Annotated in this window: 11 protein-coding genes and 1 pseudogene; 8 read left to right on the top strand and 4 right to left on the bottom strand. The window is 64.0% G+C overall.

The annotated features are described in order from the left end of the window. The first annotated feature begins 14 nt into the window (after positions 1–14). The 5 genes from AC1VXC_RS12265 (at position 15) to AC1VXC_RS12245 (ending at position 4626) form a co-directional block, all read left to right on the top strand. Positions 15–1385: an FAD-dependent oxidoreductase gene (locus AC1VXC_RS12265; RefSeq protein ID WP_481539225.1), complete on the top strand. Its 1371-nt coding sequence runs from the start codon at positions 15–17 to the stop codon at positions 1383–1385. Further along, positions 1385–2824 carry an exodeoxyribonuclease I gene (sbcB, locus tag AC1VXC_RS12260; RefSeq protein WP_313169962.1) on the top strand — a complete coding sequence of 480 codons (1440 nt, stop codon included), beginning with the start codon at positions 1385–1387 and terminating at the stop codon, positions 2822–2824. The genes AC1VXC_RS12265 and sbcB overlap by 1 nt, the downstream gene beginning before the upstream one ends. Continuing rightward, positions 2821–3507 (top strand): DUF2461 domain-containing protein, encoded by a 687-nt coding sequence (locus tag AC1VXC_RS12255; protein ID WP_313493006.1) that lies wholly within the window; start codon positions 2821–2823, stop codon positions 3505–3507. The genes sbcB and AC1VXC_RS12255 overlap by 4 nt, the downstream gene beginning before the upstream one ends. A gap of 71 nt (positions 3508–3578) precedes the next feature. Then, on the top strand, positions 3579–4052 hold the full coding sequence (locus AC1VXC_RS12250; RefSeq protein WP_481539224.1) for an SRPBCC family protein: 474 nt from the start codon (positions 3579–3581) through the stop codon (positions 4050–4052). Positions 4053–4071: 19 nt separating this feature from the next. Further along, entirely contained in the window at positions 4072–4626 is a 555-nt protein-coding gene (locus AC1VXC_RS12245) for a DUF2939 domain-containing protein (RefSeq protein ID WP_481539223.1), read from the top strand. Between the two features lie 15 nt (positions 4627–4641). Here the strand turns inward: AC1VXC_RS12245 and AC1VXC_RS12240 are convergent, their stop codons facing one another. The 4 genes from AC1VXC_RS12240 to AC1VXC_RS12225 form a co-directional block, all read right to left on the bottom strand. Beyond that, positions 4642–6015 (bottom strand): NAD(P)-binding domain-containing protein, encoded by a 1374-nt coding sequence (locus AC1VXC_RS12240; protein WP_313169955.1) that lies wholly within the window; start codon positions 6013–6015, stop codon positions 4642–4644. A gap of 478 nt (positions 6016–6493) precedes the next feature. Beyond that, entirely contained in the window at positions 6494–7438 is a 945-nt protein-coding gene (locus tag AC1VXC_RS12235) for a 5'-nucleotidase (protein ID WP_313169953.1), read from the bottom strand. Positions 7439–7536: 98 nt separating this feature from the next. Beyond that, positions 7537–8301, bottom strand: coding sequence for an NAD kinase (locus AC1VXC_RS12230; RefSeq protein WP_481539208.1), 765 nt, complete (start codon positions 8299–8301; stop codon positions 7537–7539). 294 nt (positions 8302–8595) lie between these two features. Then, positions 8596–13578 (bottom strand): NAD-glutamate dehydrogenase, encoded by a 4983-nt coding sequence (locus AC1VXC_RS12225; RefSeq protein WP_481539207.1) that lies wholly within the window; start codon positions 13576–13578, stop codon positions 8596–8598. A 297-nt stretch (positions 13579–13875) separates the two neighbouring features. On the opposite strand from AC1VXC_RS12225, the gene AC1VXC_RS12220 reads away from it, so the two are divergent. The 3 genes and pseudogenes from AC1VXC_RS12220 to AC1VXC_RS12210 all read left to right on the top strand — a co-directional run bounded on the left by AC1VXC_RS12220 (position 13876) and on the right by AC1VXC_RS12210 (position 18845). Then, positions 13876–14487 (top strand): TetR/AcrR family transcriptional regulator, encoded by a 612-nt coding sequence (locus tag AC1VXC_RS12220; RefSeq protein ID WP_481539206.1) that lies wholly within the window; start codon positions 13876–13878, stop codon positions 14485–14487. After that, positions 14487–15656, top strand: a pseudogene (locus AC1VXC_RS12215) (efflux RND transporter periplasmic adaptor subunit); the annotation flags it as partial. The gene AC1VXC_RS12220 and the pseudogene AC1VXC_RS12215, both read left to right, overlap by 1 nt. A 24-nt stretch (positions 15657–15680) precedes the next feature. Beyond that, a complete protein-coding gene (locus tag AC1VXC_RS12210) occupies positions 15681–18845 on the top strand; it encodes a multidrug efflux RND transporter permease subunit (protein WP_481539205.1) in 3165 nt (1054 codons plus the stop codon). Positions 18846–19037 lie beyond the last annotated feature (192 nt).

Below are 19037 nucleotides of genomic sequence, written 5' to 3'. Positions count from 1 at the left end.
CGGAATACTGTGACTTGAACACCCCCACCCCACGCAGCCTCACCCTGATCGGCGCCGGCCTGGCCGGCTCCCTGCTCGCCATCCTGCTGTCGCGGCAGGGCTGGAAGATCACCATCTACGAACGCCGTGGCGATCCGCGTATCGCCGACTACGAGTCCGGTCGCTCGATCAACCTGGCGCTGGCCGAACGCGGCCGCAACGCCCTGCGTCAGGCTGGCGTCGAGGACGAGGTGATGGCCAAGGCGGTGATGATGCGCGGACGCATGGTGCATCCGCGCGAAGGCGCGGCCGACCTGCAGCGCTACGGCCGCGATGACAGCGAAGTGATCTGGTCGGTGCACCGCAAGGACCTCAACACCACCTTGCTGCAGCTGGCCGAGGAAGCCGGTGCCACCGTGCACTTCCACCGTCGCCTGCATACCGTGGACTTCGATGCTGGCTATGCACGCTTCATCGACGACCGCGACGACCAGCCGCACGACATCCACTTCAACACGCCGCTGATCGGAGCCGATGGCGCCGGCTCGGCGCTGCGCGCGGCAATGAACCGCAAGTTGCCCTTGGGCGAGCGCATCGAGTTCCTCGATCATTCATACAAAGAGCTGGAGATTCCGCCAGCAGCGGACGGTAGCTTCCAGATCGAAGCCAATGCCCTGCACATCTGGCCTCGCGGCAACTACATGTGCATCGCCCTGCCCAATGACGAAGGCACGTTCACCGTCACCCTGTTCCTGCCGAACGAAGGTGATCCCAGCTTCGCAACGGTGCGTAACGGTGCCGAAGCCGAAGCACTCTTCCAGCGCGACTTCGCCGATGCCCTGCCATTGATACCGAACCTGCGCGCCGACTGGGAACAGCATCCGCCCGGCCTGCTGGGCACGCTGTACCTGGAACGTTGGCATCAGCGTGGCAAGGCAGTGCTGATCGGCGACGCCGCGCATGCGATGGTGCCCTTCCACGGCCAGGGTATGAACTGCGCGTTCGAAGACTGCGTGGTGCTGGCACGCTGCCTGGCCGAGCATCCCGGCACCGAACAAGCCTTCGCCGCATTTGAAGCCGAGCGCAAACCCAATGCCGCCGCCATCCAGCAGATGGCCCTGGACAACTATCTGGAAATGCGCGATCGCGTCGCCGACCCGAGCTACCTGCTGCAGCGCGAGCTGGAGCAGGCGCTGCAGGCGCGCTGGCCAACCCGTTTCGTGCCGCATTACACGATGGTCACCTTCCTGCACACGCCGTATGCAGTCGCACTTGAACGCACCCGTCTGCAGCAGACCATCCTTGCCGACGCAACCGCCGGCCACGACTCGCTGCACAACATCGACTGGGCCACGCTGGAACACGTCGTCCACGCTCAGCTGCCAGTACTGGAAGGAGCGCACTGATGGCCGAGAGCTTCCTGTTCTACGATCTGGAAACCTTTGGCCAGGACCCGCGCCGTACCCGCATCGCCCAGTTCGCCGCGGTGCGCACCGATGCCAACCTGAAAATCATCGACGAGCCGGTCAGCTTCTACGTCAAGCCAGCCGACGACCTGCTGCCCTCGCCGGTCGCTACCTTGATCACCGGCATCACCCCGCAGCATGCGCTGGCCGAAGGTGTCAGCGAGGCCGAGGCTTTCGCCCGCATCAACGAGTTGATGAGCAAGCCGCAGACCTGCACCCTGGGATACAACACCCTGCGCTTCGATGATGAGTTCGTGCGCTACGGTCTGTTCCGCAATTTCCATGATCCCTATGAGCGCGAGTGGCGCAGTGGAAACTCGCGCTGGGACCTGCTCGACATGTTACGTTTGGTGCACGCGCTGCGCCCGGACGGCATCAACTGGCCCACGCGCGAAGACGGCGCCACCTCGTTCAAGCTTGAGCATCTGGCGCTGGCCAATGATGTGCGCCAAGGCGATGCCCACGAAGCGCTGTCGGACGTCCATGCCACCATCGGCATGGCGCGGCGCTTCCGTGAGGCACAGCCGCGCATGTGGGACTACGCGCTGCGTCTGCGCGACAAGCGCTATGTCGGCAGCCTGCTCGACGTGGTGGCGATGGAGCCGGTGCTGCATATCTCGATGCGCTACCCGGCCAGCCGCCTGTGCGCCGCACCGGTGCTGCCACTGGCCCGTCATCCGCACATCAACAATCGGGTGATCGTGTTCGACCTGGAAGGCGATATCGAGCCCTTGCTGGAGCTGTCGGTCGAAGAAATCACCGCACGCCTGTATACCCGTGCCGCCGACCTGCCCGAAGGCCAGCAGCGCATTCCGCTGAAAGAAGTCCACCTCAACAAGGTACCGGCGCTGGTTGCGTGGAACCATCTGCGCGAGGCCGATTTTGAGCGCCTGCAGATTGATCCTGCGGCAATTGAAGCCAAGGCAGAAAAACTGCGCGAACTCGGCCCGCAACTGGCCGAGAAGGCGCGCCAGGTGTTTGCCCGAGAACGCGTAAACGATGGCCCGGTCGACGCCGATGCATCGCTGTACGATGGCTTCCTGGCCGAAGGCGACAAGGGCCTGCTCAGCAAGGTGCGCACTGCACCGCCGGAAGCTTTGGCCGAGTTGGAACAGCGCTTCCGCGATCCGCGCCTGCCCGAACTGCTGTTCCGCTACCGCGCCCGCAACCATCCGCAGACACTGGACGCCACCGCGCGCTCACGCTGGGATGCGTATCGTCAGCAGCGCTTCACTACCCCGGGCATGGCCGAGCAGACCTTGCCCGAGTACATCGCGCAGATCGCCCAATTGCGCGAGGAGCACAAGGACAACCCGGACTCACTGGCCTTGCTGGATGCGTTGGACCAGTGGCGCCACTCCCTGCAGGACACACCATGACCCAGTATTTCAGCGATGCCAGCTTCAAGTTCCTGCGCGGGCTGGCCCGCCACAACGACAAGACCTGGTTTGCCGAGCACAAGCAGCAGTACGAAGACCATGTACGGCAGCCCTTCCTGCGCCTGATCACCGACCTGCAGCCTGACCTGAGCGAAGTCAGCGCGCACTTCCAGGCCGATCCTCGCACCGTCGGCGGCTCGCTGTTCCGCATCTACCGCGACTCGCGCTTCTCCCACGACAAGGCGCCGTACAAGACCTGGCAGGGCGCACGCCTGTTCCACGAGCGCCGCAAGCAGGTGCCGGCGCCGTCGTATTACATCCACCTGGCACCGGGCGAGAGCTTTGTTGGCGCTGGCATCTGGCACCCCGAGCCGGACGTACAGCGCCGCCTGCGCCAGTTCATCCTCGACAATCCCGGCAGTTGGAAGGCCGCCGCGCACGCGCCAGCCACGCGCAAGCGCTACGAGTTCGAAAGTAGCGAGAAGCTGGTGCGGCCGCCGCGCGGTTTCCCCGCCGACTTCGAGTTCATCGACGACCTCAAGCACCGCAACTGGGTGCTGTGGCGCTCGCTGGACGACGAAACGATGACCGGCCCGCGCCTGCGCCAGACCCTGGCCAAGGACCTGGCCGCACTCGGTCCGTTCGTCGACTACCTGTGCGCCGCGCTGGACCTGGAATTCTGATTGGCGTGGGCTTCACGCAAACCAACCTGGTTTGCGGCACGCTTGGCGGCAACCTTCGACAGGAAGCCGCCATGACCAGCATCCACCTGCAAGTCTGGATCGATGCCCCGCTGGCCACCGTCTACAACGGCCTGGCCAGCGCAGAGGGGCTGAGCCGCTGGTGGATACCGCACCAGCAATCGGTCATCGACGGTGACACCGTGATCAGCCACAACCCGGGTTCCGGCCATGGCGTCGTCGCGCTGAAGGTGCTGGAGATCATTCCCGAGCGCTGCATCCGCTGGGAAGTGATCAGCCGCCACCCGCCACAAAGCCCGGCCTCGGCCTGGACCGGCACCGAAATCCGCTTCGACCTGTCACGCCGGGCCAGCTCCGGCGCCTGGCGCGGGCTGCCGCATGAAGGCGAGCCGTTGACCGTGCTGGAGTTCCATCACCTGGGTTGGAACGGTGACAGCGAATATCTGGGCTTCTGCAGCCAGGCCTGGGCCGAAACCCTGGTGATGCTGCGCCGCTGGGCCGAAGCCAGCATCCCCGCACACCCCTGATATCGAGGACAGCAACGCAATGAAGAGGTGGATACTCGCTACTGTCATCGCCATCGCAGTGCTGCTGGCCGCCTACGTGATCGGCGGCCCCTATCTGGCGATCCGTGGGATCAGCCAGGCCATAGAACAGCGTGACACCGGCAAGCTGGCGCGCCACGTCGACTTCGGCGCGGTGCGGGTCAACATCAAGGCGCAGATCAACGATTACATCGTGCGCCGCGCCGGCAGCGACATGCAGTCGAGTCTGTTCGGCCAGGTCGCGCTGGGCGTGGCCGGCAATCTCACCGGTGCCGGTGTCGACACCTTCGTCACCCCGCTGGGCATTGCTGCCCTGCTGCAGGGGGACAGCCTGTGGAAGCGGGCCATCGGCGATACCGTCGGCGGCGATACCTGGGCACCGCCCTCGCCGGCCAAGCCGTTGGCCAATACCACCGGCCATTACGAATCGCTGTCGCGCTACACCGCCACCACCCATCTGGAAGACGGGCGCAAAGTCGTGTTCGTACTCAGCCGCCAAGGGCTGCGCTGGCGACTGACCAATATCGTGCTGCCACTGGGACAGGCGCCGGACTGACCGGCGCCATCTCCATCAGGCAATCCTGCGCGGCTGCTCCTCGATGACGCTATCGGCGAGGAAAGCCTCCAGCGAATCATCCATCGCCTGCATCCACGGGGTGTGATGCAGCGGCGCCAGCGTGCCAGTCAGCACCGAACGGTAGCTGTAGTTGCGATACCCCAGGATGTCCTCCTTCTTGTCGTGCTTCCACTGCTTGAACAGCGTGGCCACCGCCTCGACATTGAAGTCCGGGTAGTCGGTGGCGTCCAGCAGGTCGCGCACGTATTCGGTCTGGAAGTCGATGTCCTGCTCGGCCGAGGTCGTTGCTTCCTCGCGTGCCAGCCAGGCTTCGCTGTCGGCACGCATTGCCGCGGTCGTCGGCAGCGCCATCTTGCCGAGGATCACATCGCGCGCATACCAGGCCTGCGCATCGAACATGTTGAAGGTGTAGTACTGGTCCTGCATGCCCAAGTAGATCAGCTTGGGGTTGTCGATCCAGAACACGCCCTTGTACAGATCACCCGGGTACAGACGATTGCGCGTGCGCAGGGTCAGCGCATCGGGCAGGAACGGAAAGTGATGCTGGTAGCCGGTGCACAGCACGATCGCGTCCACGTCCTTGCTGCTGCCATCGATGAAGTGCGCGGTGTTGCCTTCAACACGCTGCAGCAAGGGCTTTTCTTCAAAGGCAGCCGGCCAATCGTAACCGGTTGCCGCGCTGCGATAGCTGAAGGTCACCGACTTGGCGCCGTATTTGTAGCACTGCGTACCGATATCCTCGGCCGAATAGCTGCTCCCTACCAGCAGCAGATCCTTGTCTGCGAATTCGCAAGCGTCACGGAAATCATGCGCATGCAACACGCGGCCGGGAAAGCGATCCACGCCCTCGAAGAATGGCGCATTCGGCGTGGAGAAATGGCCGGTTGCAACAATGACCCGGTCGAACTCCTCGGCCAGCAACTCATCCTTCTTCAGGTCGCGGACGGTGACGGTGAATCGTTCGGTTTCTTCCGAATAATCAACCCATTGCACCGCCATGTTGAAGCGAATCTGATCACGTACACCGCTCTTTTCGATGCGGCCCATGATGTAGTCGCGCAGCACAGCGCGTGGCGGATAGGAGGCGATCGGGCGGCCAAAATGCTCTTCAAAACTGTAGTCGGCAAACTCCAGTGCTTCCTTCGGGCCGTTCGACCAGAGGTAGCGGTACATGCTGCCATGTACGGGTTCGCCATAAGCATCCAGCCCGGTACGCCATGTGTAGTTCCACATTCCGCCAAGATCGGATTGCTTTTCGAAGCAGACGATCTCTGGCACTTCAGCCCCACCTCGACGGGCAGATTCAAAGGCACGAAGTTGCGCCAGGCCGCTCGGGCCGGCTCCAAGAATGGCGATACGCATGGTCATTCGGGTTGTTTCTCCTGTGTAGCTGCAGCCGCGTAAACGCGACGGCACTGCGCAAGGGCGCGTTATGCGCCGTGCAGGAGAGACAATGCGTCCGGTCCCGCGCGGCGCGCGAAACACCCGGCCGCCACGCAAGGCAGCGCGAAAGGGAATGGCAGGTACGTTGACGCTACCGGTCGGGGACAGGCCCCGCCCCTGGATCACCGGGTGGGTGCTGTGCGGGAGGGATCTGCTGCATTCGTGCAGATCAGGGCGCGGCAGGATTACCGCTGGTTCAGCTTGGAACCCGCGAAAGCGGCTTCATCCTAGCATGTGGGGAATGTTGGGCTGCAAGGTCGCGCAGACACCGGACTGTGGGAGCGGCGTAAGCCGCGAAGCTGACCAGGCAAAAACAACTGAGACAGCTGCAATTGCACCTTGCCTGCTGACGGATAGATTGCTTGCTTCGCGGCTTACGCCGCTCCCACAACAAACGGCAGCTCTACCCCGGATTGGCGACGCCGTGCGGCACATGGCCGGCGGTAACGTGCTGACGTGCGCTGTCGATGTTGTGCTGCGAATCATCGAAGAAGATATCGGCACCAAAGGCTTCCAGGAACGGCCCCTTGTGGCGACCACCGAGGAACAGCGCCTCATCCAGACGCACGCCCCACTCACGCAGGGTACGGATCACCCGTTCATGCGCAGGTGCCGAACGCGCGGTGACCAGCGCGGTACGGATGGGTGCCGACTCGCCCGGCGGGAATGCCGCCTGCAGGGCATGCAGCGCCGACAGGAAATTGCGGAACGGGCCACCGCTGAGTGGTTCGTGTGCACGCTCGCGTTCGTGGCGACCAAAGGCTTCCACACCCTGTTCGCGCGAGATGCGCTCGCTCTCATCACCAAAGATCACCGCATCACCATCGAAGGCAATACGCAGCTGGGTCTTGGAGCGGCCGGTATCGGTAGCCGCTGCCGAAGCGGCGGCCACCTCCTGTGCGCTCTGCGGCAGGATGGTGGCGGCGGCGATGCCATTGACCAGGGCGCGGCGCACCGAATCCGGGTTGGCCGACAGGAACAGATCGGTGCCGAACGGCTTGACGTACGGCCAGGTCGGCTCGCCGGCGGTGAAGGTGGCGCGCACGATATCCAGCTTGTAGTGCTGGATGGAGTTGAAGATGCGCAGGCCGGTATCGGCCGAATTGCGCGACAGCAGGATCACTTCCACGCGCGGCGTCTCCACCGGCGCTCCATCATTGAGTGCCAGCAGTTTGCGCACCACCGGGAAGGCAACGCCGGGTTTGAGCACATCGTCCTCGTGCGCCCGCTGGTAGGCGGCATAGGCCTCCAGGCCTTCGCGTTCGAACAGGGCGTGGCCTTCTTCGAGATCGAACAAGGCGCGCGAAGTAACCGCAACGGTAAGCAGCCGGGGAGTGTTGTCACCCATGGACGATGAACCCAATACGATCAAGGAACGGGACCCAGTCTACCCGGAAGCGGCGCGCTTCCCCCAATCCCGGATCCCACCAGCCCCGATCCCCGCCCTCAAACCATGAACTGCTCGCTGAGGATGCGCTCTTCGAGGTTGTGCTCGGGGTCGAACAGCAAGGTCACCTGACGCTCACGCGATTCGCGGATGGTCACTTCCACCACATCGCGGGTTTCATGCGAATCGGCAGTGACGCTGACCGGGCGCTTGTAGGGATCGAGCACGCGGAAGCGCACTTCGGTCTCGGCCTTAAGGATGGCGCCACGCCAGCGTCGCGGGCGATACGGCGCCAAAGGGGTCAAGGCGATGGTGTTCGAACCCAGCGGCAGGATCGGGCCATGCGCCGAGTAGTTGTAGGCGGTGCTGCCGGCCGGAGTGGAGACAAGCACACCATCGCAGATCAGCTCTTCCACCCGCTGCTGGCCGTTGAGATCGATGCCGATATGCGCGGCCTGCCGGGTCTGGCGCAACATCGAGACGTCGTTGTAGGCCAGCGAGCCGGTAGTAGTGCCGGATTCGGTCAACGCGATCATTTCCAGCGGGCGCAGGTGGGCTGGTTCAGCCAGGGCCAGACGCTCGATCAAGTCATCTTCGCGATGGTGGTTCATCAGGAAGCCGACGGTGCCCAGCTTCATGCCGAATACCGGTTTGCCCTTGCCGCCGTGGCGATGCAGGGTCTGCAGCATGAAGCCGTCACCGCCCAGCGGGCAGATCACATCGGCCTCTTCCGGGCTATGGTCGCCGTAACGGGCTGCCAGGGTGGCACGGGCCTGCTGTACGGCCTCGACGGTACTGGCGAGGAAAGCAATTCGGGGGGACACGGGCGCGTCTATCGGTTCGGCTTGGAGGGCGAGGATAACCTGCCGATGTGCTGACTGGTGCTTTCGTTTGCTTGGAAACTGAAGGCCAACGGCAACAGCTTGCCCTCACCCCAACCCCTCTCCCGCAGGCGGGAGAGGGGCTACAGCTGCAATTGCGCAGAATGCCTGCGCTCGCGGTGGACTAACCCCTCTCCCGCCTGCGGGAGAGGGGTTGGGGTGAGGGCAAGCTCTTGATTTCTCCAAAAGAAAACGGGCCCTTTCGGGCCCGTTCTCCAAAACCAACAACCTGCCGACTTAAGCGCCGTGCGCCGCCAGCTGGCCCAGACGCTGCACCGCCACCGACACGGTCGGGTAGTCCAGGGTCTTCTGCTCGGCCAGCTCGGCCAGCATTGCCAGGGTGAAGCGCAGGCCGCTGTCATCACGGCCCAACCACGCCGCCACCTTGGCCTCGGCAGTTGCGCCCTTCATCGACAGCACCTGGCCGGTCAGGGCACGCTGATGCGCCGCCAGCTCGTCGCGCAGCACGCCACGGGCCACCGCATGCCAACGGCCGTTGACCTCCAGCGCATCGATCTGCTCGAACAGCCACGGCATCTGCAGGGCTTCGCCCAGGCGGAAGTGAACCTTGGACACGTCGACCGGCTTGAGCTTGCGCGGACGCGCCAGTTCAATGATGTCGAACGCCGGCTCCAGGAACTGCAGTTCGGACAGCTGCTGTGCCAACGCCGCCGGCAAGCCCTTCTCCTTCCATGCCACAACGCTGGCCTCGTAGGCCGGGCGCTGCGAATCCGGCAGCACGCCCGAGGCAACGCGGATGTCGTTGAACGGGCCCTGGTAGCGATCCACCGCGGCAGTGATACCCGGCATCGCGCCCGGACGGGTCAGCAGCCAACGTACGAACGAGCGCTGCAGCTTCCAGATCACTTCCAGCGCATCCACCTGCACCGCTTCGGGCAAGGTGCCGTCGAGCGCGTCGATCTGCGCCCACAGTGCACGTGCATCCAGCGTTTCACGGCTGATGGTGTAGGCCTTGGCAACCTCGGCCACGGTGCGGCCGGTGTCTTCCTGCATGCGCATCAGGAAGGTGGCGCCCATGCGGTTGATGGTCTGGTTGGTCACGGCCGTGGCGATGATTTCGCGCTTCAGGCGGTGACGTTCCATCGCGTCGGCGTACTTCTTCTGCAGCGGCTGCGGGAAGTAACGCAGCAGTTCCTTGGACAGGTACGGGTCTTCCGGGATGTCCGATTCCAGCAGCTGCTGGAAGGCGACGATCTTGGAGTACGACAGCAGCACCGCCAGTTCCGGACGGGTCAGGCCCTGCCCGCGCAGCTTGCGTGCCGACAGCTCGGCGTCGGACGGCAGGAACTCGATCTGGCGATCCAGCAGGCCCTGCTTCTCCAGCGTGCGGATGAAGTGCTGCTTGGAACCCAGGCGCTTGCTGCTCATCCGCTCCATCAGGCTCAGCGCCTGGTTCTGGCGGTAGTTGTCCGTCAGCACCAGCTCGCCCACCTCGCCGGTCATCGAGGCCAACAGCTTGTTGCGCTGGTCCACGGTGAGCTTCTTGGCGCGCACCACGTCGTTGAGCAGGATCTTGATGTTGACTTCGTGGTCGGAGGTATCCACACCGGCCGAGTTGTCGATGAAGTCGGTGTTGAGCAGCACGCCAACCTGTGCGGCCTCGATGCGGCCGAGCTGGGTCATGCCCAGGTTGCCACCCTCGCCCACGATCTTGCAGCGCAGTTCGCCACCGTTGACGCGCAGGCCGTTGTTGGCACGGTCGCCAACATCGGCATTGGTCTCGGTTGCCGACTTGACGTAGGTACCGATACCGCCGTTCCACAGCAGGTCAACCGGTGCCTTCAGCGCGGCATTGATCAGGTCGGTCGGGTTCATCGCCTTGATGCTGGCGTCGATGCCCAGTGCTTCACGCACTTCCGGGGTGATCTCGATCGACTTGAGCGAGCGCGGATAGATGCCGCCGCCCTTGCTGATCAGCTTGCTGTCGTAGTCCGCCCAGCTCGAGCGGGGCACCTTGAACATGCGCGCACGTTCCTTGAACGAGCTGGCAGCCACCGGATTCGGATCCAGGAAGATGTGGCGGTGATCGAAGGCACAGACCAGACGGATGTGCTCGGACAGCAGCATGCCGTTGCCGAACACGTCGCCGGACATGTCGCCGACGCCGACCACGGTGAAGTCCTGCTTCTGGCAGTCACGGCCAAGTGCACGGAAGTGGCGCTTGACCGACTCCCACGCACCGCGTGCGGTGATGCCCATGCCCTTGTGGTCATAACCGACCGAGCCACCGGAGGCGAACGCGTCGTCCAGCCAGAAACCGTGTGCACGGGCGATGCCGTTGGCGGTATCGGAGAACGTAGCGGTGCCCTTGTCGGCAGCGACGACCAGGTACGGGTCGTCCATGTCATGACGCACCACGCCCTGCGGCGGCACGATCTTGTTGTTGACGATGTTGTCGGTGATGTCCAGCAGGCCGTTGATGAAGCGCTTGTAGCAGGCCACGCCCTCGGCGAACCAAGCGTCACGGTCGACCGACGGGTCCGGCAGCTGCTTGGCGAAGAAACCACCCTTGGAGCCGACCGGCACGATCACGGTGTTCTTCACCATCTGCGCCTTGACCAGGCCCAGCACTTCGGTGCGGAAGTCTTCGCGACGGTCCGACCAGCGCAGGCCACCACGGGCCACCGGGCCGAAGCGCAGGTGGGTACCTTCCACGCGCGGGCCGCAGACGAAGATCTCGCGGTACGGGCGCGGCTTGGGCAGGTCCGGCACCTTGGCGGCGTCGAACTTGAAGCTGATGTAGTCGGCCGGACCACCGTCGGCACGCACGCCATCCTTGCGCACCAGGTAGTAGCTGGTACGCAGGGTGGCTTCGATCACGCCGATGAAGCTGCGCAGGATGCGGTCTTCGTCCAGGCTGGACACGCCGTCCAGCAGCTTGACCAGCACCTCGTGCACCAGCGCCATGCGCGCATCACGGTCGCTCTTGCGCGCCTTGACCACGCCCTCGAGCAGCTTGAGGGTGGCAGCGTCGTCACCGGCCAGTAGCTTGAACTGGGCCAGCTGCGCGTCCAGCACTGCCTTGTCGGCCGACGGGGTCGGCTCGAAGCGGGCTTCGAACAGTTCCACGATCAGGCGCGCCAGCAGCGGGTAGCGGTTGAAGGTGCCTTCCACATAGGCCTGCGAGAACGGCACGCCGATCTGCAGCAGGTACTTGCAGTAACCACGCAGCATCGACACCTGGCGCCAGTCCAGGCCGGCGCCCAGCACCAGGCGGTTGAAGCCGTCGTTCTCGGCATCGCCGTGCCAGACGCGTGCGAAGGCGTCGCTGAAGGCGGCATTGGCATGGGCCGGGTCGATCGTGCCGATGGCCGACTCGACTTCGAAGTCCTGCACATACACCGGTGCATCGTCGACCATCAGCTTGTACGGGCGCTCCGCCATCACGCGCAGGCCCATGTTTTCCATCATCGGCAACACGTCGGACAGCGGGATGTCCTTGAGCTGGCGGTACAGCTTCAGGCGCAGGCCGTCGACGTCGTCGCGGCGGATCGCCTGCAGGCTCAGGCGCAGATCGTCCGGACCGGTCAGCGCGTCCAGCTGGGCCACGTCAGCCGCAGCGATTTCAGCGCTGGAATCCTCGATGTAACCGGCCGGCAGGGCCTTGCCGATACGCGAGGCAATGCGCAGGCCTTCGCCTTCGCCATGGCTGCCGACCAGCGCTTCGCGCAGATCGTCCTGCCAGTTGCGCAGCACGTGGGCCAGGCGCTTCTCCATGCCTTCCACGTCCAGCTCCAGGCTCTGCCCGGCCTTGGGGCGCACGATCAGGTGCACCTGGGCCAGCGGCGAGTCACCCAGCACCACGCTGGAATCGACGTATTCGCCCTGCAGGGCGTCCTTGAGCATGCTTTCCACGCGCAGGCGCACGTCGGTGTTGAAGCGCTCGCGCGGCAGGAATACCAGCGCCGAGATGAAGCGACTGAACTTGTCGCGGCGCAGGAACAGACGGCTGCGCACGCGCTCCTGCAGGCCGAGCACGCCCATGGCGGTGCGGAACAACTCGTCTTCGCTGGACTGGAACAGCTCTTCGCGCGGCAGCGACTCCAGGATATGGCGCAGTGCCTTGCCGCTGTGGCTGGACAGGCTCAGGCCCGAGCGTGCCATCACGTTTTCATAGCGCTGGCGCACCAGCGGGATTTCCCACGGGCGGCGGTTGTAGGCGCTGGAGGTGAACAGGCCGAGGAAGCGCTGCTCGCCGATGATCTTGCCCTTGGCGTCGAATTCCAGCACGCCGATGTAGTCCATGTAGCCGCCGCGGTGGATATGCGAGCGGGCATTGGTCTTGGTCAGGATCAGTGCGTCGTGCAGGCTGCTGGTGGCGTTCAGGCCTTCGGCGGCCAGGCCCTTGACCGGGCGCGCGACCATCGTGTCCTTGCCACGCATCAGGCCCAGGCCGGTGCCGTTCTGGGCGACCAGCACTTCTTCCTTGCCCTTCTTCTCCACCTTGTATTCGCGGTAGCCAAAGAAGGTGAAATGGTTGTCGGCGGCCCAGCGCAGGAACTCCTGCGCCTCGGCGCGCGATGCCTTGCTCACCGGCAGGGTACGCTTGCCCAGGTCGTCGGCCAGCGCCAACGCCTTGTCGGTCATCGGCTGCCAGTCATTGACGATGGCACGCACGTCATCCAATGCGGCGGTCACGCGCTTGGCAACCGCGTCCAGCGCCTCGGCCGGCTGGCGATCGATTTCCAGCAGCATCACCGATTCCAGCTTGCCCTCGCCCACGCCGCTGAGCTTGCCGGCCTTGTCGCGCGCGATGCTGATCACCGGGTGGCCCAGCACGTGTACGCCGATGCCCTGCTCGGCCAAGGCCAGCGTCACCGTGTCTACCAGGAACGGCATGTCGTCGTTGACGATCTGCAGCACGGTATGGGCCGACTCCCAGCCGTCCGCCTTCAGCGTCGGGTTGAACACCCGCACATTGGCCTTGCCCGGCTTGCGGGTGCGTGCGAATTCGAGCATGCCGGCGGCCAGCACCGCCCAATCATCGGCCGAGTGCAGGGTGAACTCATCGGCTTCCATGCGCTTGTAGAACGCCGTAGCAAAAGCCACTGCCTGCGCCTGTGCGGCCGCAGCGGGATAACGCTTCCGCAAGGCTGCAAATACCGGTTCTAGCGAGAGGCCGGCTTCTGCGTTGTTCTGCTTCACAGCCGGTTTGGATTTCGTCTTTGCGGACTTGGCAGCACTGTTTTGCGATTTCATGGCAGAGCTTTGGGTGTTGCTCGGTTGGAGAAACCGCGATTGTATCGCTGGTAACAAAAAGAACCTTGCTGCAGGGCCGCATTATCTGCATCGCAATCACGAGTCGAACGCGGGCAACCGCCGCGATTTCACTGATGGCCGATCACACGACAATGTCCGCCACCTGAATCTCATTCGCTCACCGGGCACAGTGAAAGACGAATTACGTTGCGGCGTTTCTAAACTGGACGGTATAGTCCAATGCTTATGCAAACCCCCTCTGCCACCCCCGCGCCAATCGACGCGCGCGACGAGCGCGTGTTCGAAGCCGTGCGTGAGCTGTTGGCGAAGCAAGGAATACGCCTGAGTATGGATGCAATTGCCGCCGCTGCAGGCTGCTCCAAGCAAACGCTGTACAGCCGCTACGGCTGCAAACGCGAATTGCTGCGGCAGGCAATGCGGCTGCATGTATCCAACGCGACTGCTGCCCTGTCGGTATGCGACGAGAAACCGCTGGACCAGACCGTGCTCGATTTCGCCATCGGCTATCTCGAACATCGCAACAAGCCCAACGTCCGTCGCACCGCGCAGTTGATCGGCGCCAGTGTCCACGAGTTCCGTGATGAAGCACGCTTCATGTACCAGGGAAGCACGGAGGCCCTCCGCAACCACGTGGCTGAATGGATGCAAACCGAGATGCAGCGCGGGCGGCTCAAGCATGACGACCCGCAGTTCATGGCCGAGCTGCTGATCAGCATGATTGCAGGCCAGGATTTTGAACGACAGCGCTTTCACACCCCCTACCGCGATGATCCACAGCAGCGTCGCCGCTGGGCCGAATTTGCCACCGACGGTTTTCTACGTGCCTTTGCCTGCACCTACCACGCCGCCGCAGCTCCAAATAAAAACAACACCCGGAGTTTCTCCTGATGACCGCCCCACTCCGCCTCCTCGCTCTCACCTGTGCAGCGACACTGAGCCTTGCCGCCTGTAAGAAACCGCAGGAGCAAGCCGCCCCTCCTCCGCAGGAAGTCGGTGTGGTAGATGCCAAACCGCAGACCCTGCCCCTGCAGCGCGAGCTGGTCGGCCGCCTGTCGCCGTACCGCTCCGCCGACGTCCGCGCCCGTGTCGCCGGTGTGCTGCAGAAGCGCGTCTATGAAGAAGGCAGCACGGTCAAGGAAGGCCAGGTACTGTTCCTGATCGACCCGGCACCGTTGCAGGCCGCGCTGGCCTCCGCCGAGGGTGCACTGGCCTCGGCCCGCGCCACTTACGCCAACGCCCGCGCAACCGCCAACCGCGCCCGCTCGCTGGCACCGCAGAGTTATGTGTCCAAGTCCGACCTGGACAGTGCCGAGGCCGCCGAGCGCTCCTCCGCCGCCGCCGTACAGCAGGCCGAAGCAGCGGTCACCACCGCCCGCATCAACCTTGGCTATGCCCGCGTCACCGCACCCATCGCCGGCCAGGCCGGCAAGCAGCAGGTCACCGAAGGCGCGCTGGTCGGCCAGGGTGATGTGACCCTGCTGACCACCGTGGACCAGATCGACCCGCTGTACGTGAACTTCTCGATGACCGCCGACGAACTGAGCCTGCTGCGTGCGGCCCAGGACAAGGGCGCGGTGGCACTGGCCGGCGACGGCAAGACCACGGTGCAGGTCAACCTGCCCGATGGCAGCGCCTATGCGCACGAAGGCACCCTGGACTTCTCCTCGACCACGGTTGATCCGGCCACCGGCACCGTGTCGCTGCGTGCGCAGTTGCCCAACCCGGACCACATCCTGCTGCCGGGCTCGTTCGTCAGCTTCAAGGCCAACCTGGGCGAGCGCAACAATGCCTTCCTGGTGCCGCAGCAGGCCGTGCAGCGCGACACCCAGGGTGGCTATGTGCTGATCGTCGGCAAGGACGGCAAGGTCGCACGCAAGAACGTCACCCTGGACAACCAGCAGGGCGGCAACTGGCTGGTCTCTTCGGGACTGGCCGCCGGCGACCAGATCATTGTTTCGGGCATACAGAAGGTCAAGGAAGGCGCACCGGCCACGACCAAACCCTGGCAGCCCGACGCCGCCAAGCCTGCCGCGGCAGCGCCGGCGGCAGCACCGGCAAAGAAGGAATAACGGGAAGCCGTCATGCCTAAATTTTTCATCGAGCATCCCGTCTTCGCCTGGGTGGTGGCGATCCTGATCTCGCTTGGCGGCGTGATCTCGATCCTCAACCTGGGTATCGAGTCCTACCCCAGCGTGGCGCCACCGCAGGTGACCGTCACCGCCAACTACCCGGGCGCCAGTGCGTCCACCGCGGAAAAATCGGTCACCCAGGTAATCGAACAGCAGCTGACAGGCATCGACAACCTGATGTATTTCAGCTCGTCGTCGTCTTCCACCGGCCGCGTCACCATCACCCTGACCTTCGACAGCGGCACCGATGCCGATATCGCCCAGGTGCAGGTGCAGAACAAGGTGTCGCTGGCGACCCCGCGCCTGCCCTCGGAAGTGACCAAGCAGGGTGTGGTGGTGGCCAAGGCCAACGCCGGCTTCCTGATGGCCATCGGCGTGCGTTCGGATGACGGTACGGTTGACCGCGATGCGCTGAACGACATCGTCGGTGCACGCGTGCTGGAACAGGTTTCGCGTGTTCCCGGCGTCGGCAGCACCCAGCAGTTCGGCTCCGAATACGCCATGCGCGTATGGCTGAACCCTGAAAAGCTGCAGGGTTACCATCTGTCGGCAACCGACGTGTACAACGCCATCGGCACCCAGAACCTGCAGTTCGCTGCCGGCTCAGTGGGCGGCGACCCGGCCCCCAACGGCCAGGCCTTCACCGCCACCGTGGCAGCCGAAGGCCGCTACAGCTCGCCGGAAGAGTTCGAGAACACCATCCTGCGGGCCAACAATGACGGCAGCGTGGTCAAGCTCAAGGACGTGGCCAAGGTCTCCTTCGGTGCGTCCAACTACGGCTTCGACACCAAGTACAACGGCAAGCCGGTGGCGGTGTTCGCCATCCAGCTGCTGCCCGGTGCCAATGCACTGGACGTGTCCAAGGCCGTGCGCGCGAAGATGGACGAACTGGCCCCGAGCTTCCCGCCTGGCGTCAGCTGGTTCACTCCCTACGACAGCACCACCTTCGTCACCATCTCGATCGAGGAAGTGGTCCACACCCTGGTCGAAGCCATCATCCTGGTGTTCCTGGTGATGCTGGTGTTCCTGCAGAACTTCCGCGCCACCATCATCCCCACCCTGGTCATCCCGGTCGCCTTGCTCGGCACCTTCATGGGCATGCTGGCCATCGGCTTCACCATCAACCAGTTGACCCTGTTCGCGATGGTGCTGGCGATCGGCATCGTGGTCGATGACGCCATCGTCGTCATCGAGAACGTCGAACGCATCATGACCGAGGAAAAGCTCGACCCGAAGCCGGCGACGCAGAAAGCCATGGGCCAGATCACCGGCGCCGTGGTGGCGATCACCGTGGTGCTGGCGGCAGTGTTCATTCCGTCCGCCCTGCAGCCGGGTGCCTCGGGTGAGATCTACAAGCAGTTCGCCTTGACCATCGCCATGGCGATGGCGTTCTCGGCCCTGCTGGCGCTGACCTTCACCCCGGCGCTGTGTGCCGCCTTCCTCAAGCCCACCCACAACGACAACCCGAACTGGGTCTACCGCACCTTCAACAAGTACTACGGCAAGCTGGAAAAGAGCTATGTCGGCACCGTCGGCGGCGTCATCAAGCACTCCCCGCGCTGGCTGATGGTGTTCGCCCTGCTGCTGGTGTTGTGTGGCTTCCTGTTCACCCGTCTGCCGGGCAGCTTCCTGCCGGAAGAAGACCAGGGTTATGCACTGGCCATCGTGCAGCTGCCACCGGGCGCTACCAAGACCCGTACCAGCGCCGTGTTCGATCAGCTGCTGGGCACGTTGCAGGACGAGGAAGCCTTTGAAGGCCTGATGCAGATCACCGGTTTCAGCTTCATCGGCGCCGGCGAGAACGTGGGTATGGCCTTCGTCCGCCTCAAGGACTGGGACGAGCGCAAGGAGACCGCGCCCGAGTTCATCCAGAAGATGAACAAGAAGGCGTACGGCATCAAGGATGCACAGATCTTCTTCGTCAACCTGCCTACCGTGCAGGGCCTGGGCCAGTTCGGCGGCTTCGACATGTGGCTGCAGGACCGCGCCGGTGCGGGCCAGGACGCCTTGATGGATGCGCGCAACACCTTGTTGGGTGCAGCCAGCCAGGACAAATCGCTGGTGGGCGTACGCCCGAACACGCTGGAAAATGCACCGCAGCTGCAGTTGAAGGTTGACCGCGTGCAGGCCCAGGCCATGGGCGTGTCGGTCAATGATGTCTACACCGCCATCCAGATGATGCTGGCGCCGGTGTACGTCAACGACTTCTTCTATGGCGGCCGCATCAAGCGCGTCAACATGCAGGCCGACGCCGCTTACCGCACCGGCCCGGAATCGCTGAACAGCTATTTCGTGCCCAGCTCGCTGAGCAAGGACGCCACCGGCCAGCCGGCGATGATCCCGCTCAGCGCGGTGGTCAAGTCGGAGTGGATCTACGCCCCACCGGCATTGAACCGCTACAACGGCTATTCGGCGGTCAACATCGTCGGCGCCCCGGCCCCGGGCGGCAGCTCCGGCCAAGCCATGAACACGATGGAACGGCTGGTGCATGACGACCTGCCGGTAGGCTTCGGCTTCGACTGGTCGGGCATGTCCTACCAGGAAATCCTCGCCGGCAACGCCGCCACCCTGCTGATGGTCCTGTCGATCGTGGTGGTGTTCCTGTGCCTGGCGGCACTGTACGAGAGCTGGTCGATCCCGGTGGCGGTGCTGCTGGTGGTGCCGGTCGGCATCCTCGGCGCGGTGGTGTTCTCGCTGCTGCGCGGCCTGCCGAACGATCTGTACTTCAAGATCGGCATGGTGACGGTGATTGGTCTGGCGGCGAAGAACGCGATTCTTATCGTCGAGTTCGCGGTGGAACAGCGTGCGGCCGGCAAGACCCTGCGCGAGGCCACCATCGAAGCGGCGCACCTGCGTTTCCGCCCGATCCTGATGACCTCGTTCGCCTTCATCCTGGGCGTGCTGCCGATGGCCATCTCCACCGGCGCCGGCGCCAATGCCCGCCACTCGCTGGGTACCGGCGTGATCGGCGGCATGTTGTTCGCCACGGTGATCGGCGTGCTGTTGATTCCGTTGTTCTTCGTCACCGTACGCCGCGTGCTGGGTGACAAATTGGACGAACAGTCCAAGGAGTACATCGCACGGCACAAGGTGCACGCGATCCAGAAGGACCGCTGATACGAAAAGCCCCGGCATTGCCGGGGCTTTTTTTTATGGCTTTGTGTAGTGCCTAGCCATGCTCGGCAAGGGGCATCACCGGAAAACCCCCAACCGAGCATGGCTCGGCTCTACAGTGGCATCGCTCATCACTGCACGGCTTGTGCCGCGCCCACAACGCTCAGTCCTCCAGCATTTCCATCCACGCTGCCT

The organism is Stenotrophomonas sp. STEN033, assembly GCF_056856655.1.
This window is presented reverse-complemented; position numbering and strand designations above follow the sequence as displayed.

Excerpts from the sequence above, each read along its gene's own strand:
- sbcB (WP_313169962.1), top strand. The coding sequence starts at position 1,385 with ATGGCCGAGAGCTTCCTGTTCTACGATCTGGAAACCTTTGGCCAGGAC.
- AC1VXC_RS12255 (WP_313493006.1), top strand. The coding sequence starts at position 2,821 with ATGACCCAGTATTTCAGCGATGCCAGCTTCAAGTTCCTGCGCGGGCTG.
- AC1VXC_RS12250 (WP_481539224.1), top strand. The coding sequence starts at position 3,579 with ATGACCAGCATCCACCTGCAAGTCTGGATCGATGCCCCGCTGGCCACC.
- AC1VXC_RS12245 (WP_481539223.1), top strand. The coding sequence starts at position 4,072 with ATGAAGAGGTGGATACTCGCTACTGTCATCGCCATCGCAGTGCTGCTG.
- AC1VXC_RS12240 (WP_313169955.1), bottom strand. The coding sequence starts at position 6,015 with ATGACCATGCGTATCGCCATTCTTGGAGCCGGCCCGAGCGGCCTGGCG.
- AC1VXC_RS12235 (WP_313169953.1), bottom strand. The coding sequence starts at position 7,438 with ATGGGTGACAACACTCCCCGGCTGCTTACCGTTGCGGTTACTTCGCGC.
- AC1VXC_RS12225 (WP_481539207.1), bottom strand. The coding sequence starts at position 13,578 with ATGAAATCGCAAAACAGTGCTGCCAAGTCCGCAAAGACGAAATCCAAA.
- AC1VXC_RS12210 (WP_481539205.1), top strand. The coding sequence starts at position 15,681 with ATGCCTAAATTTTTCATCGAGCATCCCGTCTTCGCCTGGGTGGTGGCG.